The 15393-nt window shown below is 65.0% G+C and carries 13 protein-coding genes; 8 read left to right on the top strand and 5 right to left on the bottom strand.

Going from position 1 to position 15393, the window contains the following annotated elements; genetic code table 11:
- The first annotated feature begins 68 nt into the window (after positions 1-68).
- From FOC84_RS03265 to FOC84_RS03250, 4 genes are all read left to right on the top strand, one after another.
- Positions 69-500, top strand: a complete 432-nt coding sequence (locus FOC84_RS03265) for a BPTD_2524 family lipoprotein (protein ID WP_173143157.1) — start codon at positions 69-71, stop codon at positions 498-500.
- A 3-nt stretch (positions 501-503) separates the two neighbouring features.
- Positions 504-917: a hypothetical protein gene (locus FOC84_RS03260; RefSeq protein ID WP_173143156.1), complete on the top strand. Its 414-nt coding sequence runs from the start codon at positions 504-506 to the stop codon at positions 915-917.
- 97 nt (positions 918-1014) lie between these two features.
- Positions 1015-2307, top strand: coding sequence for an aspartate carbamoyltransferase (locus tag FOC84_RS03255; protein WP_173143155.1), 1293 nt, complete (start codon positions 1015-1017; stop codon positions 2305-2307).
- 141 nt (positions 2308-2448) lie between these two features.
- Positions 2449-3885, top strand: a complete 1437-nt coding sequence (locus tag FOC84_RS03250) for a diguanylate cyclase (RefSeq protein WP_173143154.1) — start codon at positions 2449-2451, stop codon at positions 3883-3885.
- An 81-nt stretch (positions 3886-3966) separates the two neighbouring features.
- Here FOC84_RS03250 and FOC84_RS03245 read toward each other — a convergent pair whose 3' ends face one another.
- Positions 3967-4866, bottom strand: coding sequence for a recombination-associated protein RdgC (locus tag FOC84_RS03245; RefSeq protein WP_054451049.1), 900 nt, complete (start codon positions 4864-4866; stop codon positions 3967-3969).
- A 148-nt stretch (positions 4867-5014) separates the two neighbouring features.
- Here FOC84_RS03245 and FOC84_RS03240 point away from each other — a divergent pair, with 148 nt between their 5' ends.
- Positions 5015-5224, top strand: a complete 210-nt coding sequence (locus FOC84_RS03240) for a hypothetical protein (RefSeq protein ID WP_059379226.1) — start codon at positions 5015-5017, stop codon at positions 5222-5224.
- A gap of 416 nt (positions 5225-5640) precedes the next feature.
- Here FOC84_RS03240 and FOC84_RS03235 read toward each other — a convergent pair whose 3' ends face one another.
- The 3 genes from FOC84_RS03235 to FOC84_RS03225 form a co-directional block, all read right to left on the bottom strand.
- Positions 5641-7302 carry an MFS transporter gene (locus FOC84_RS03235; protein WP_438800877.1) on the bottom strand — a complete coding sequence of 554 codons (1662 nt, stop codon included), beginning with the start codon at positions 7300-7302 and terminating at the stop codon, positions 5641-5643.
- Positions 7303-7496: 194 nt separating this feature from the next.
- Positions 7497-8876, bottom strand: a complete 1380-nt coding sequence (locus FOC84_RS03230) for a sensor histidine kinase (RefSeq protein ID WP_173149940.1) — start codon at positions 8874-8876, stop codon at positions 7497-7499.
- 115 nt (positions 8877-8991) lie between these two features.
- Complete coding sequence (locus tag FOC84_RS03225; RefSeq protein WP_173143152.1) at positions 8992-9681, bottom strand: response regulator transcription factor; 690 nt, start codon at positions 9679-9681, stop codon at positions 8992-8994.
- Between the two features lie 231 nt (positions 9682-9912).
- On the opposite strand from FOC84_RS03225, the gene recA reads away from it, so the two are divergent.
- Positions 9913-10977, top strand: a complete 1065-nt coding sequence (gene recA / locus FOC84_RS03220; RefSeq protein ID WP_173143151.1) for a recombinase RecA — start codon at positions 9913-9915, stop codon at positions 10975-10977.
- Between the two features lie 136 nt (positions 10978-11113).
- Complete coding sequence (recX, locus tag FOC84_RS03215; RefSeq protein ID WP_173143150.1) at positions 11114-11800, top strand: recombination regulator RecX; 687 nt, start codon at positions 11114-11116, stop codon at positions 11798-11800.
- A gap of 27 nt (positions 11801-11827) precedes the next feature.
- Here recX and FOC84_RS03210 read toward each other — a convergent pair whose 3' ends face one another.
- The gene (locus FOC84_RS03210) at positions 11828-12745 is read right to left on the bottom strand and encodes a LysR family transcriptional regulator (protein WP_173143149.1); all 918 of its coding nucleotides are present in this window, start codon (positions 12743-12745) and stop codon (positions 11828-11830) included.
- A 142-nt stretch (positions 12746-12887) separates the two neighbouring features.
- On the opposite strand from FOC84_RS03210, the gene metE reads away from it, so the two are divergent.
- Entirely contained in the window at positions 12888-15185 is a 2298-nt protein-coding gene (gene metE / locus FOC84_RS03205; RefSeq protein ID WP_173143148.1) for a 5-methyltetrahydropteroyltriglutamate--homocysteine S-methyltransferase, read from the top strand.
- Positions 15186-15393: the final 208 nt, after the last annotated feature.

The following is a 15393-nucleotide window of genomic DNA, read 5'->3' as shown; positions in this document are numbered from 1 at the left end:
CGGCGTGGGGGGCTCCCCCCCTCTCGCTGGCATAATTCGGGGAGTTGAATTCGATCGTGGGAAGTGTCATGCGCAAGTCTTTGTGGATGGGAATGGCGTTTGCGGCCCTGTTGGCCGGCTGCGCGAGCAAAGGGGTTTACGAATCCGATGCCGTCGTGACCGAGACCTTCACGGTAAATACCAACTACGAAGCGGCTTTCCGCCGGGCCGGCGAGTACGTGCGCACCTGCCACATACAAGTGCAGCACGCCTACAACGTCGCCTATGCCTGGCGCCACGTGAAGGGCGAAAAAGGCGCGCCGGACGAAGTGCAGCTCTATAAAGTGACGGAACCCGCCAAGGTGCTGGAACTGATCGCCGCCGAAAGCGCCAGTCCGTCGACGTCCAAGGTGACCATCACGGTGCTGGGCGCAGGGCGTTGGGACGCGGCCGAAATCGCTGCCGCCCGCACTTCCATCCAGAGCGCCACGCCGGTTTGCCGCAAGGGCGGCGAAGGCTGATCCATGGACGCCCGCGCCCAGCAGATCCGCGCCAGCGGCCTGTCGTTCTCGCTGCTGGCGGGGGCGTTCCGTTTCCTGGGTTGGCTCAATGGCGGCGCGGCGCTGGTGCTGACCGGCTTTTCCTTGGGCGTGGTGGGCGGCGAGATCGCCGCGTCGGATCTGCAATTGCCGCTGGCCCTGCTGCTGGGCGGCCTGCTGGCCGCTTGCCTGGGAATACTGTTTGCCTACCTGGCGCAGGTCAGCCTGTTGCGCCAGGGCTACACCGGACATCTGACGCGCGCGCATTGGCCCGCGCAGCTTCTGGCCATGTTTTGCTATCTGATCAGCGCGCTCGCCTTCTGCGCCGCCTGCTGGCTGGCGGCTGGACAGGCGATCACGGATGCACCCCAGACGACAACGGCCTATGCCAGGCGGTAGTTGCGGGTAAACCCGTGTGCGCAAAAATGTTGGACTTGAATTTGTGTTGAGAATAATATGCGCAAAGCGTATATAAATCTCCTGTTCGGGGCCCGTCATGACCATCTCCCAGCAAGCCTTCCTGCGCGACGCCATGCGGCGCCTGAATCTCACCCGCGACGTGTTCGCGACCCGCATTGGCGTCAAGCGCCGTGCGCTCGACACCTGGCTGTTGCCGGAGGGCTCGCAGGAATTCCGAGCCATGCCGGAAGTGGTGCAGCGCTTTGTCAGCGAAATCGTGCAGAACGGAGTATTGCTGGAAAAATATACGCAAAGCGTACAAGAAGGTCCGTTGCGTGACCGCATCGCGGTGGAAGGCAAGCACCAACTGCTGTCGGTGGACCAGTTCACGCGCGAATCGGTCGAGGACCTGTTCCGCGTGGCCGACATGATGCAGCCCATCGCCCGCCGCCAAAAGGTGTCCCGTGTGCTGGAAGGCGCGGTGCTGGGCAACCTGTTCTTCGAGGCCAGCACCCGTACCCGCGTCAGCTTCGGCTCCGCGTTCTGCCGCCTGGGCGGCTCGGTCTGCGATACCACCGGCTTCACGTTCTCGTCCATGGCCAAGGGCGAATCGATCTACGACACCAGCCGCGTCATGAGCGGCTACGTCGACGCCATGGTCATCCGCCATCCGGACCAGGGTTCGGTCGCGGAATTCGCGCGCGCCACCAACATCCCCGTGGTCAATGGCGGCGACGGCCCGGGCGAGCACCCCAGCCAGGCCCTGCTGGACCTGTACACGATCCTGACCGAGTTCTCGCGCCTGGGCAAACTGCTGGACGGCGCGCATATCGCCATGGTCGGCGACCTGAAATACGGCCGCACCGTGCACTCGCTCATCAAACTGATGGCGCTGTACAAGAACGTCAAGTTCTCGCTGGTGTCGCCCAAGGGCCTGGAGATGCCGTCCTACATCATCGAGCAGGCCAGCCGCAACGGCAACATCATCGAGCAGAAGACCACGCTGGCCGAAGGCCTGGCGGGCGCGGACGTGATCTATGCCACGCGCGTGCAGAAAGAGCGCTTCGCCAATGAAGAGAACGAAGGCTACACGCCGGATTTCCAGATCGGCCGCGCCATCATCGACGCCTACTGCGGCCCCGATACCATCGTCATGCACCCGCTGCCGCGCGACAGCCGCCCGGGAGCCAACGATTTGAGCGTGGACCTCAACCATGATCCGCGCCTGGCCATCTTCCGCCAGACCGACAATGGCATCCCCATCCGCATGGCGATCTTCGCGGTGCTGCTGGGCGTCGAAGGCCTGGTGCAGCATTCCTTGCGCGACGTGACTTGGCAGCATCCGTCCCACGTCGGTCCGGACGATTCCGCGTTCCACGGGCTCGAATAAGGGCGCGGCGCTGGGCCCAATACCCCTAGGGCGCAGGGCCATGGGGCGGCCTGGCCCGTTGATTTCAAGCATAATCCGCGCTGGTTTTTCCTGTCGCGTGTCGTTTCCAGACACTCCGAGGAGCCCTAGTGCGGATTATTTATGTCTTCTAGCAGTCCCGACGTCCCCTTACTTTCCGAGCCGCACACCGGCGCATCCAGCCAAGCGTGCTACCTGAGCGCGTCCAATGAGCAGGCCTGGGTAGCGGTGTACCAATCGGTCGACGCCTACACGCGCGGGCAGGTCGCCGCCGTGGTCGGCGACAGCCTTTCGGAACTGGTCGACGCCTTTTATTCCACGCTGCTGGCCGATGACGAGGCAGGCCCGCGCCTGTCCCATGAAATCGTGTCCAGCCGCCTGCACGCAGGCATGACGCGCTGGCTCAAGGGGCTGCTGTGCGTGCGCGATCAGGGCGACGTCGGCGTGCTGATGGCCACGCAGAAAAAAGTGGGCGAAGTGCACGCCCGCGTCCACATCCCGATTCATCTGGTGATGGCCGGCGCTCGCATCCTGAAGAACGAGATCGCGCTGCGCCTGCGCGCCAGCGACCTGGACGGCATGGCCGCATCGGTCGCGACCCAGTACGTCTGTAATCTGTTCGACCTGGCGGTCGAGCAGATGAGCCGCGCCTTCATGCGCGACATCAGCCGCGGCGCCCGCAACGACGAGGCCTACCGGCTCTTCGCCCTGGGGCAGAACATTTCCACGGAGCGCGAACGCCAGCGTGCCGCCTTGCTGGAATGGAGCCAGGCGGTGCTGATCGGCCTGCACTACCGCGCGCCGGGGCAAAGCCTGCCGCGGCTGGCGGCCTCGGAATTCGGGCTGTGGCTGCAACACAAGGGCGGCGCGATGTTCGAAAGCGCGCCGGGCCTGCAGCAGATCATGGACGCCGTCGCGCAGCTGGATGGGGTGGTGCTGCCCCAATTGATGCGGGGCGAGGAGCTGGGGCAGGCCTCGGCCATGCCCGACCATGTGCGCGAGCTGCAGGAGCTGGTGGCGCGCATCAAGCACCTGCTCAACGGCCTGTTCGACATGGTGGCCGAGATCGAAAGCGGCAGCGATCCGCTGACCAACGTGCTGAACCGGCGCTTCCTGCCCTCGGTGATCGGGCGCGAAATTTCGATTGCGCGGCGCCAGCGCAGCGCGTTCTCCGTGCTGCTGCTGGACATCGATCATTTCAAGGCCATCAACGACCAGCACGGCCATTCCGGCGGCGACCAGGTGCTGCGCCAGTTTGCCGAGGTCCTGCACCAATCGTGCCGTTCCAGCGATTTCGTGTTCCGCTATGGTGGCGAAGAATTCCTGGTGGTGCTGGTGGACACCGCAAGCGAGGCCGCCTTGGCCACGGCCGAGAAGCTGGGCGCGGAAATCCGCCGCCATGTCTTCAACATTCCCGAGGCCGGTCCGCTGCTCATCACGGCCAGCATCGGCGTAGCGACGTTCGACGGCCATCCGGACTATGCCTATCTGATCGACCGCGCCGACAAGGCGCTCTACCAGGCCAAGCAGGCCGGCCGCGACCGCGCGGTGGCGGCCTGAAGCCAGGCTTCTCGCGCATGAAAAAGGCCGCCCGATCATGGGCGGCCCGCGGTTTGCCCGTGGCGCCATGGCGCCTGCGGCTTACACCTTCTTTTCGCCGCCCAGCGCGTCGACCAGTTCGGCCATCATCTTGGCCAGTTCGCCCGTCATCAGCATCATGTCGGAATCGAACTTTTCGTCGTCGTTGGCGGCCACGCCTTCGTTGCCTTCCTTCAGCACGTCCAGGGGCGCAACGCGCTTGACGTCCAGGCCTTCGGTCAGCACGAACGAGATGCGGTCTGCCCAGGTCATGGCCAGGCGAGTGCACTGCTTGCCCGACTGGATGTGGCGGCGCACGTCGTCGGCGTCGATCGAGTGCTTGACGTAGCGGATGGCCGCGCCGCTTTCACCCGACGAACGCAGCTCGGTGTCCTGGTCAATGGAGAAGTTGGCCGGAGCCTCGTCCTCGGCCAGCCAGCCGGTCATGGCCGAGGCCGGGGACTGCGCCACGTACAGGTTTTCGAGCGGGAAGGGGTCCACGCACTTGGCCAACAGGCCGATGACTTCGTCGGCCTTGGCCGAGGCGGCCGCGTCGATCACCAGCCAATGGTTCTGCGGGTCGATCCAGACACGGGTGTCGCGGTACACGCTGAAGGCGCGCGGCAGGAGCTCGTCGGTGACGCGCTCCTTGATTTCCTTCATTTGCTTGCGGCCCGGCTTGTAGCCTTGCTGCTCTTCGATTTCCTGGGCGCGGGCCTTGGCGACCTGGTTGACGACGGTGCCCGGCAGGAGCTTCTTCTCGGCGCGCAGGCTCAGCAGGATCTGGCCGTTGACCACATGGGCCAGGCCGCCGTTTTCACGCGGAGGCACCCAGCCCAGGCTCTGCATTTCGAGGTTGTTGCCGCTTTGGTAGGCATGCCGCGCGAGCGTTTCTTCAAGCTGGTCGCCGACCAGCGTCCACGGCGAGGAGAGGCGATAAATCTTGAGATTCTTGAACCACATGAGCGTCGGCCAAAAGGGTTGATTCTATACGACGCGGCCGCTTTGCCGAAGTGCGGCAATACCGCAGCGTGATGCGACACCTTCTGTCACTGACAGCGGCGGGCCGATGCGCTACTGTCCGCGCAGCAAGTCGAACTGGAGATAAAAAATGAAGATCATCGGCGCCATTCTGATCGTCCTGGGCATCGCTGCCCTGGCCTACAAGGGCTTCAACTACAAGTCCGAGGAGACCGTGCTGCAGATTGGTTCGGTGAAGGCTACCGCCGAGACCGAGAAGTCGGTGGCGATCCCGGCCTGGGCCGGCATCGCGGCCATCGTGGCCGGAGTGGTGGCCATCGGCGTGGGCATGCGCCGCTGATTGCGGGCGGCTACGGCCGCCGTCTGCAGAAGCAAGCCATGGCGACCGCGGGTCGCCATTTTTGCGCGCGCCGGCACAAAAAAAAGCGGCCCGGCTCATTGAGGGCCGGGCCGGTACGGGAGCACGCAATACCGCGTCATAAAAGGCTCGCGGGGAACGCGGTATCGGTGTCAGAACACTGGCCCTGCAATCGTCCGACAGGGGGATCAATCGTCGGTCAATCTGGCGCAAGGCCGTAATCTGAGCGCTCAGTCTAATGGCGCGGGTCTGACATGGTCCTGAAAGTGCAGGTCTCTTTTTCGCCCGCTCGCTTCCTGGGACGGATCCTGCTTGATTGCGCGCAAAAAAAAAGCTCCATAAGGAGCTTTTGAAAGGCCGGGCGGGCGCAGCAGTCCCGTCCGGCGGGGGATGGCCGTTTAAGCGTTGATGTCGTTGTCCTTGGATTCGCGCACGAACAGCGTGCCGATGACCAGGGTCATGACTGCAATGATGATCGGATACCACAGGCCGTCGTAGATGTTGCCGGTGGCGGCGACCACGGCGAAGGCGACCGGGGGCAGGAAGCCGCCGAACCAGCCGTTGCCGATGTGGTAGGGCAGGCTCATCGACGTGTAGCGGATGCGCGTCGGGAACATTTCCACCAGCATGGCGGCGATCGGGCCGTACACCATGGTGACGTAGAGCACCAGGATGGCCAGCAGCACCACGACCATGACGTTGTTGCTCTGGGCCGGGTCAGCCTTGGCAGGGTAGCCGTGGCTGCGGATGGCAGTCGTCAGCGCCTTGTCCAGTTCTGCGGCCTTGGCCTTGAAGTCTGCCGGGGCCATGGTCTTGCCGTCGAACGAGGCGAACTCGTCGTTGCCGATCTTGACCTTGGCGACCGAGCCGGCCGGCGCCGCTTCGTTCTTGTAGTTCACCGAGTTGCGGGCCATGAACGACTTGACCACGTCGCAAGAGCTGGTGAAGGACGAAGTGCCCACCGGGTTGAACTGGAACGAGCAGGTGGTGGGGTCCGCGATCACGGTGACCGGGGCCGTGGCCTGGGCCTTTTCCAGCGCCGGGTTGGCGAAGTGCGTGATGCCCTGGAAGATCGGGAAGTACGTGAGCGCGGCGATCAGGCAGCCTGCCATGATGATGGGCTTGCGGCCGATCTTGTCGGACAGCGCGCCGAAGACCACGAAGAACGGGGTGCCGATCAGGAGCGCAATGGCGATCATGATGTTGGCGGTATTGGCGTCGACCTTCAGCGTTTGCGTCAGGAAGAACAGGGCGTAGAACTGGCCCGTGTACCAGACCACGGCCTGGCCGGCGGTCAGGCCCAGCAGCGCCAGGATCACGACCTTCAGGTTCTTCCATTGGCCGAACGATTCGGCGATCGGCGCCTTGGAGCCCTTGCCTTCTTCCTTCATGCGCTTGAAGGTCGGCGATTCGCTCAGTTGCAGGCGGATCCACACCGAGATGCCCAGCAGCACGACCGAGATCAGGAACGGAATGCGCCAGCCCCAGGCCTTGAAGTCGTCTTCGCCCATGACCGTGCGGATGCCCAGGATGACCAGCAGCGACAGGAACAGGCCCAGGGTCGCGGTGGTCTGGATCCAGGACGTGTAGAAGCCGCGGCGGCCATGCGGCGCGTGCTCGGCGACATAGGTCGCCGCGCCGCCGTACTCGCCGCCCAGCGCCAGGCCTTGCAGCAGGCGCAGGACGATCAGGATGGCGGGGGCGGCCAGGCCGATGCTGGCGTAGCTGGGCAGCACGCCCACGAGGAACGTGGACAGGCCCATGATCACGATCGTGACCAGGAAGGTGTACTTGCGTCCGACCAGATCGCCCAGGCGGCCAAACACCAGTGCGCCGAACGGGCGTACGGCGAAACCGGCGGCGAACGCCAGCAGGGCGAAGATGAAGCCCGCGGTGGGGTTCACGCCCGAGAAGAAGTGTTGCGCGATGATGGCGGCTAGCGAGCCGTACAGATAGAAGTCGTACCACTCGAAAACCGTGCCCAGCGACGACGCAAAGATGACGCGGCGTTCATCCTTGGTCATCGGGCGCGGATCCGCGGATGGACCGCGGCCTGCCATGGTTGTTGTGCTCATGATGTCTCCTCGGTTTTATGGCCGGCGGTGGTCCGCCGTGCTGCGCCCGCCGCCGGCGAGCCGACATTGAGCTATATGCAACATTGGGGGGTGACGCTGACGAGGTTCTGACGGGATACTTACTTGAGTCTTAAAATTGAAACTGAAAGTAACTATCCCCTGGGAGGCTAGGGATAGTCCTAGGAGGCGTCGGAGAGGTCTGACAACTCGGTGTAAAGCGGAAAGATCACGCGGATCCGCATGCCGGGCAGGTTCGAATGCGCCGTGGGGTGATCGCTGATTTCGACGCTGGCCTGGTGCTTCTGGGCGATCTCCCGCACGATGGCCAGCCCCAGGCCGCTGCCGTCGGACTGGGTGCCCAGCACGCGGTAGAAGCGGTCGAACACCCGTTCGCGCTCTTCAGGCGGGATGCCGGGGCCGGAATCCTCGACCTCCAATACCGCATGCGCGCCCAGGATTTGTGCGCGTACCGTGATGTGGCCGCCGCGCGGCGTGTAGCGCAGCGCGTTGTCCACCAAGTTGTTGAGCAGTTCGGCCAGCAGCAGGGGGTTGCCGTTGATCTCCACCGGGTGGTCCGAGCCCTCGAAGCCCAGGTCGGTGTTCAGCGACAGCGCCTGCGGCGCCCAGTGCATGGCCTGTTCGTAGGCGATGGCGTTGAGGTCCGTGCGGGTCAAGCCGATGGCGCTGGGGTTCTCGGCCCGGGCCAGCAACAGCAGTTGGTTCACCAGGCGAGTGGCGCGTTCCGAGCCGGTCACGAGCTGGCGCAGGCTGGACTGCATTTCCTCGGGGCTGGCGTCGCGCAGCGCCAGCTCGGCCTGGGTGCGCAGGCCGGCCAGCGGCGTCTTCAACTGGTGCGCCGCGTCGGCGACGAAGCGGCGCTGCGCCTGCACGTTGGACGAAAGCCGGTCCAGCAGATCGTTCATCGCGGCCACCAGGGGCGCGATCTCGGTAGGCGCGGCGCGCTCGTCGATGGGCGAAAGATCGTCGGGCCGGCGGGCCCGCAGGCGCTGCTGCAGCGCGTTCAGCGGCGCGACCCCGCGCGACAGCCCGAACCACACCAGCAGCACGGCGATGGGCAGCACCACGAACTGCGGAATGATCACGCCCTTGATGATGTCGTTGGCCAGCTGCGTGCGCTTTTCGACGGTCTCGGCCGCGATCAGCAGCGCTGGCTGCGTATCCGGCAGGTGCAGGTCCACCCAGGTGAACGCCAGCCGGATGCCGAAGCCGCGCAAAGTCGCGTCTTCGTACTGCACTTCGCCGGGGCGGGGCTGGCCCACGGTGGAAGGCAGCGGCAGGGCGCGGTCGCCGCCCAGGTATTCGCCGCGGCTGCCCAGCGCCAGCCAGAACACGCTGTCGGTCTCGTCGGCGTGCAGCACTTCGCGCGCGGTGCTGGTCATCTTCAGCACGGCGCGGCCGTCCTGCGCGTGCACCTGCAGGGTCAGCACGTGGAGATTGTTGGCCAGCGCGCGGTCGTAGGGCACGTTGGCGATGTTCTGCGCCACCACGTAGGTGATGGCCACGCTCATCGGCCACAGCAGGAACAGCGGCGCCAGCATCCAGTCCAGGATCTCGCCCAGCAGGGAGCGTTGCGGCGGCGCGAAGCTCGGGCCCTTGGCCCCCGCCCGCATGACCTCCAGTGCTTCCTGGTTCAGCGCTTCCGGCGGCGCCGCTTCAGCTTGCGAGGTACGCCGCACCCTGGTCCCGCTCAAGACAGTAGCCCAGGCCGCGCACCGTCACGATTTTCACGCCGCTGGGCTCCAGCTTCTTGCGCAGGCGATGGACGTAGACCTCGATGGCGTTGGTGCTGACTTCCTCGCCCCATTCGCACAGGTGGTCGACAAGCTGGGTCTTGCTGACCATGCGGCCGCTGCGGGTCAGGAGGATCTCGAGCAGGCTGACTTCGCGCGCCGACAGGTCCAGCGTCTGGTCGTCGACCACGGCGACGCGGCCGGTCTGGTCGAACAGCAGGCGGCCGTGCTTGATCATGGTGGCGCCGCCGCCCGCGCCGCGCCGGGTCAGGGCTCGCACGCGGGCCTCGAGTTCCGACAGCGCGAACGGCTTGGCCATGTAGTCGTCGGCGCCCAGGTCCAGCCCCTTGACGCGCTGTTCGATACTGTCGGCGGCGGTCAGGATCAGCACCGGCAGGGCGGAGTTGCGGGCGCGCAGGCGGCGCAGCACCTCCAGCCCGGCCAGTTGCGGCAGGCCCAAGTCCAGGATGAGCAGGTCGAATGCCTGGGCCGCCAGCGCCGAATCGGCCGCCAACCCGTCGCGCACCGCATCCACGGCATAGCCGTTGTGGCGCAACGAACGGGACAGGCCGTCGGCCAGGATGCTGTCGTCTTCGGCGATCAGGATACGCATGGGCTACAGTGAGAAAAGACCCCGTGGCGCAAAGGGGACAAAACGCCGGGTTCGTCTGGCATTCTGGCATAGGGCGCCAAGCTTGCCACTCAGGGTATACGTGCAAAACACTGGCACACTGGTTTTATGTACAGTATAATCCGATGCCATAATCTGACCCGTTGCTCAAAGCACCCGCCTAAACCTGCGGCACTTCCCTAGACACCAGATACGTTACAGACAGGACTCTACATGGACGACAAAACCACCAAGGCCGCCGCATCGGAAAAGGCCAAGGCGCTTGCCGCCGCGCTTTCGCAGATCGAAAAGCAGTTCGGCAAGGGCTCGATCATGCGCTACGGCGACAACGAGGTTTCGCATGACATCCAGGTGGTTTCCACGGGCTCGCTCGGTCTGGACATCGCGCTGGGTGTCGGTGGCCTGCCGCGAGGCCGCGTGGTCGAAATCTACGGCCCGGAATCGTCGGGCAAGACCACGCTGACGCTGCAGGTCATCGCTGAAATGCAGAAAATCGGCGGCACCTGCGCGTTCGTTGATGCGGAGCACGCGCTCGATGTGCAATACGCCTCCAAGCTGGGCGTCAAACTGACCGATCTGCTGATTTCGCAGCCGGACACCGGCGAACAGGCGCTGGAGATTACCGACGCGCTGGTGCGCTCCGGCTCGGTCGACCTGATCGTCATCGACTCGGTGGCCGCGCTGGTGCCCAAGGCCGAAATCGAAGGCGAAATGGGCGATTCCCTGCCCGGCCTGCAAGCCCGCCTGATGAGCCAGGCGCTGCGCAAGCTCACCGCCACCATCAAGAAGACCAACTGCATGGTCATCTTCATCAACCAGATCCGCATGAAGATCGGCGTGATGTTCGGCAACCCCGAAACCACCACCGGCGGCAACGCGCTCAAGTTCTACGCCTCCGTGCGCCTGGACATCCGCCGCATCGGTTCCATCAAGAAGGGCGACGAGGTCGTCGGCAACGAAACCCGCGTCAAGGTCGTGAAGAACAAGGTCGCGCCGCCGTTCAAGCAGGCCGAATTCGACATCATGTACGGCGCCGGCATCTCGCGCGAAGGCGAAATCATTGATCTGGGCGTGGCCGCCAATGTGGTGGACAAGTCCGGCGCGTGGTACAGCTACAACGGCAACCGCATCGGCCAGGGCAAGGACAATGTCCGCGAGTACCTGAAAGAGCACAAGGACATGGCCGTCGAGATCGAGAACCGCGTCCGCGAGAACCAGGGCATCGTCAGCCGCGCGGCCGAATTCGTACCCACCGCGGAAGACACCGCCGAAGATTGATCGGATCGGTGGCGGGCCTGGCGCGTGGCGGATTCAGATTTGCCGCGAACGGCCCGCGTATCGCGTCGGGGCAGCCCGAACACTTGCGGCAGGCGCCAGGACGGGCCTGCCGTTATGCATAGCAAGCAGGAAACGCATGAGCTGGAAACCGCCGCCCGCGTCAGCCGAGCGCCTCCGCGCCAAGCTGGACGATGAATTCGAAACCGTGGCCAAGCCGCAGGGCTTGCGCCGCAGTTCGGATGCGCGCCGCGAGCAGGAAGCGCAAGCCGGCGATGCGCCGGATTCATGGAGCCGCAGTTCGGAAGCGGGCGGTGCGCGCCGCGGCCGCCGTGCCGCCGCGGCCGAGGACGGCCAGGATACCGACAGTCAGTCGACCCGCAAGGGGCCGTCGTTGAAGATGCGGGCCGTGGGCTATCTGTCGCGGCGCGAGCACGCCCGCGAGGAATTGGCGCGCAAGCTTGCCGCCCATGCCGAAGATCCGGCCGAAGTCGAGGCCGTGCTCGATGCCCTGGAGAAGGAAGGCTGGCTGTCCACCGAACGCTTTGCGCAAAGTTTGGTCCATCGGCGCGCCTCGCGCCAGGGGGCGGCGCGCATCGTGCAGGAATTGCGGCAGCACGGGGTGGACGACAACCAGGTCGCCGAATTGCGCGAACAACTGCGCGCTACCGAATACGACCGCGCGCTCGAAGTCTGGAAGAAGCGCTTCAGCGCCAAGCCGGAGGATCGCGCGGCGTACGCAAAACAGGCGCGCTTTCTGGCCAGCCGTGGCTTTGCACATGACGTGATTCGTCGCATTCTGGGCGAAGGCGGCGACGAGGACTGAGTTCCTCCGCTGCAAACGGCTGGCTTCTTACTTCGCCGACTTGATCCCCGACAGCGTCTTGAAACACACGTCGCGGGTAATGGTCAGGAACTCATCGATGTACGAGGCATCCGTGTCCTCGCTGCGCACCGTCGCGTACAGCGTGCGCCATACGCCTTGCGGGCCCAACCGGCACAGCCGCAGCCAGCCCTGATTCATGTATTCCGTCAGCGCCCAGTTGGGCAGCGCGGCCACGCCGCGGTTGCTGGCCACCAGCTGCGCAATGATGGGGGTGAGCTCCGCGCGGCGGATGGCGGCCGGCTCCACGTCGGCGGGGTCGAGGAAGGCCGTGAAAATGTCCAGGCGCTGCTTGTCCACGGGATAGGTGATGAGCGTCTGGTCGGCCAACTGATCCGGCATGACGAACTTGCTGCCGGCCAGCGGATTGGATTCCGACACGGCCAGCACCAGCTCGTACTTGAACAGCGGCAGGTATTCCACCGCGTCCAGTGGCTGGGGGTCCGAGGTAATGACCAGGTCCAGGTCGCCGCGCACCAGGGCGGGCAGGGGGGCGAAGGAAAACGCCGCCGACAGGTCCAACGCCACATCCGGCCATTGCGCGCGGAAGGCATCCAGGGCCGGCATCAGCCACTGAAAGCAGGAATGGCAGTCGATCGCCAGGTGCAGCCGGCCGGTGCGGCCCGCGGCCAGCCGCTGCAGATCCCGTTCCGTCGCGCGGATGCGCGGCAGCACTTCATCCGCCAGCGCCAGCACCCGCAGGCCCGCGGTCGTCAGCCGCGCCGGCCGCGTGCGGCGGTTCAGCAACGGCGTGCCCAGCCGGGTTTCCAGGTCGCGCAACTGGTGCGACAGGGCCGACTGGGTCAGGTGCAGGCGCTCGGCGGCTTCCTGCAGGCTGCCGCCATCGCGGATGGCGGTAAGCGTTTCAAGATGGCGGATTTCAAGCATGGGTGACTACAGGGTTAGGAAATAAGCTCATATTGTATGAGATTTGCTCATTCTATGAATGTGTACATTGATTTTGATTCATTTTGGTTTGGCATCAGAATAGCCGTCACTTGAGCAAATTTTGTCTAACGGCGGAAATGTCATGACTACTATTCATAATTTGGGTTTCCCCCGCATCGGCGCGCAACGTGAGCTGAAGCGCGCGGTCGAAGCCTATTGGGCCGGCAAGCAGACCTCTGAAGAACTGGAACAGACGGGCCGTGAACTGCGCGCCAAGCACTGGAAACTTCAGGCCGCCGCCGGCCTGAAGTTCGTGCCGGTGGGCGACTTCGCCTGGTACGACCAGATCCTGGAATGGACCACGCTGCTGGGCGCCGTGCCGGCCCGCTTCGGCCAGAAGGACGACGAGCCCGTCACGCTGGACACGCTGTTCCGCATGGGCCGTGGCCGCGCGCCGACGGGCAAGCCCGCCGCCGCCTGCGAAATGACCAAGTGGTTCGACACCAACTACCACTACATCGTGCCGGAACTGGTGCCAGGCCAGACCTTCCGCATCGCCCGTGAATCGCTGTTCGAACAGGTCCGCGAAGCGCAGGCCCAGGGCTACGCCGTCAAGCCCGTGATTCCCGGTCCGCTGACCTGGCTCTATCAGGGCAAGGGCGATGCCTTTGACGCCGGCGCCGCCGATGAGGGCAAGCTGCAACTGCTGGCCGCGCTGCTGCCGGTCTACCAGGAAGTGCTGGCGCGCTTCGCCAAGCTGGGCGTGCAGTGGGTGCAGATCGACGAACCCATCCTGGCGCTGGATCTGCCGCAAGCCTGGCGCGACGCGTTCAAGCAAACCTATGACCAGTTGTCCGCCAGCGCGGTCAAACTGCTGGTGGCCACCTACTTCGACGGCCTGAAGGACAATCTGCCGACCGCGCTGGGCTTGCCCGTGGCCGGCTTGCACGTGGACCTGGTGCGCGCGCCCGAACAACTGGCGGAAGTGGTCGCGGGCCTGGGCGCCGAACAGGTGCTGTCCGCCGGCGTCATCAATGGCCGCAACATCTGGCGCACCGACCTGGACGCCGCCATCGCCACGCTGACCCCGATCAAGCGGCAATTGGGCGACCGTCTGTGGCTGGCGCCTTCGTGCTCGCTGCTGCACGTGCCGGTGGATCTGGCTTATGAAACCGAGTTGGATGCGGAGCTCAAGAGCTGGCTGTCGTTTGCCGCCCAGAAACTGGAAGAACTGAGCCTGCTGGGCCGCGCCCTGGACAGCGCGACGCAAGCCGCCGCGCAGGACGGCCTGGCCAAGCAGCGCGCCGCGCTGGCCGCCCGCCGTTTTTCGGCCCGCATCCACAATCCGGCCGTCGCCCAGCGCATGGCTGGTGCGGCCGCCGTGTCGCGCGACCGCGCGCCGTTCGCCGGCCGCATCGCCCGCCAACAGGAAGAGCTGGGCCTGCCCGCCTACCCGACCACGACCATCGGCTCCTTCCCGCAGACTGCGGAAATCCGCGCCCTGCGCCGCGACTGGAAGTCGGGCGCGCTGTCGGACTCGGGCTACGAGACCGCCATCCGCAAGGAAATCGAGGAAGTCATCCGCTTCCAGGAAAAGGTCGGCCTGGACGTGCTGGTACACGGCGAACCCGAGCGCAACGACATGGTGGAGTACTTCGGCGAGCTGCTGGCCGGCTTCGCCTTCACCAAGAACGGCTGGGTCCAGAGCTACGGCTCGCGTTGCGTCAAGCCGCCGGTCATTTTCGGCGATGTCGCCCGTCCCGCGCCGATGACGGTGGGTTGGTCGTCCTACGCGCAGTCGCTGACCGACAAGCCGGTCAAGGGCATGCTGACTGGCCCGGTCACCATCCTGCAGTGGTCGTTCGTGCGCGACGACCAGCCGCGCGAGCAGACCTGCCGCCAACTGGCCCTGGCCTTGCGCGACGAAGTGGTGGACCTGGAAACCGCCGGCATCAGCGTCATCCAGATCGACGAGCCCGCCATCCGCGAAGGCTTGCCGCTGCGCCGCGCCGACTGGCAGGCGTATCTGGATTGGGCCGTGGATTGCTTCCGCCTGTCGACCGCCGGCGTGCGCGACCAGACGCAGATCCACACCCACATGTGCTATTCGGAGTTCAACGACATCATCGAATCCATCGCCGCCATGGACGCGGACGTGATCACGATCGAAACCTCGCGTTCCAACATGGATCTGCTCAAGGCCTTCGAGGACTTCCGTTATCCGAACGATATCGGTCCCGGCGTGTACGACATCCATTCGCCGAACGTGCCCGAAGTGGACTGGATGGTCGGCCTGATGGAGAAGGCCGCGGCCCGTCTGCCCAAGGAGCGTCTGTGGGTCAATCCTGACTGCGGCCTGAAGACGCGCGCCTGGCCTGAAACCGAAGCCGCGCTGATCGGCATGGTGCAGGCGGCCCGCGCCTTGCGCGAGGCGGCCTGAGCAGAAAGCTTGCCGTAATGCCGCCTGATCCCATGGGTCTGGCGCCAGCCCTGATCCGCGCATGCCGCGCGCGGATCAGGGCTTTTTCCTTGCAGCCGCAAGGTTCTTGTGATGGCTGCAAGCCACAGCCTGGGCGCGGCGCGGATGTTTTTTTCAATCCTGCTTGAACGAAATTCCGCGGCATGGGTCAATACGCAAAATCCCATTG

The sequence above is a fragment of the Achromobacter pestifer genome (assembly GCF_013267355.1).
In the GTDB taxonomy this organism is placed as follows: domain Bacteria; phylum Pseudomonadota; class Gammaproteobacteria; order Burkholderiales; family Burkholderiaceae_B; genus Achromobacter; species Achromobacter pestifer_A.
The sequence above is the reverse complement of the archived record's forward strand: the minus strand, read 5'-3'. Positions and strand labels throughout refer to the sequence as shown.

Coding starts and splice junctions, on each gene's coding strand:
- FOC84_RS03265 (WP_173143157.1), top strand. CDS start 69: ATGCGCAAGTCTTTGTGGATGGGAATGGCGTTTGCGGCCCTGTTGGCC.
- FOC84_RS03260 (WP_173143156.1), top strand. CDS start 504: ATGGACGCCCGCGCCCAGCAGATCCGCGCCAGCGGCCTGTCGTTCTCG.
- FOC84_RS03255 (WP_173143155.1), top strand. CDS start 1,015: ATGACCATCTCCCAGCAAGCCTTCCTGCGCGACGCCATGCGGCGCCTG.
- FOC84_RS03250 (WP_173143154.1), top strand. CDS start 2,449: ATGTCTTCTAGCAGTCCCGACGTCCCCTTACTTTCCGAGCCGCACACC.
- FOC84_RS03245 (WP_054451049.1), bottom strand. CDS start 4,866: ATGTGGTTCAAGAATCTCAAGATTTATCGCCTCTCCTCGCCGTGGACG.
- FOC84_RS03240 (WP_059379226.1), top strand. CDS start 5,015: ATGAAGATCATCGGCGCCATTCTGATCGTCCTGGGCATCGCTGCCCTG.
- FOC84_RS03235 (WP_438800877.1), bottom strand. CDS start 7,302: ATGGCAGGCCGCGGTCCATCCGCGGATCCGCGCCCGATGACCAAGGAT.
- FOC84_RS03230 (WP_173149940.1), bottom strand. CDS start 8,876: ATGCTGGCGCCGCTGTTCCTGCTGTGGCCGATGAGCGTGGCCATCACC.
- FOC84_RS03225 (WP_173143152.1), bottom strand. CDS start 9,681: ATGCGTATCCTGATCGCCGAAGACGACAGCATCCTGGCCGACGGCCTG.
- recA (WP_173143151.1), top strand. CDS start 9,913: ATGGACGACAAAACCACCAAGGCCGCCGCATCGGAAAAGGCCAAGGCG.
- recX (WP_173143150.1), top strand. CDS start 11,114: ATGAGCTGGAAACCGCCGCCCGCGTCAGCCGAGCGCCTCCGCGCCAAG.
- FOC84_RS03210 (WP_173143149.1), bottom strand. CDS start 12,745: ATGCTTGAAATCCGCCATCTTGAAACGCTTACCGCCATCCGCGATGGC.
- metE (WP_173143148.1), top strand. CDS start 12,888: ATGACTACTATTCATAATTTGGGTTTCCCCCGCATCGGCGCGCAACGT.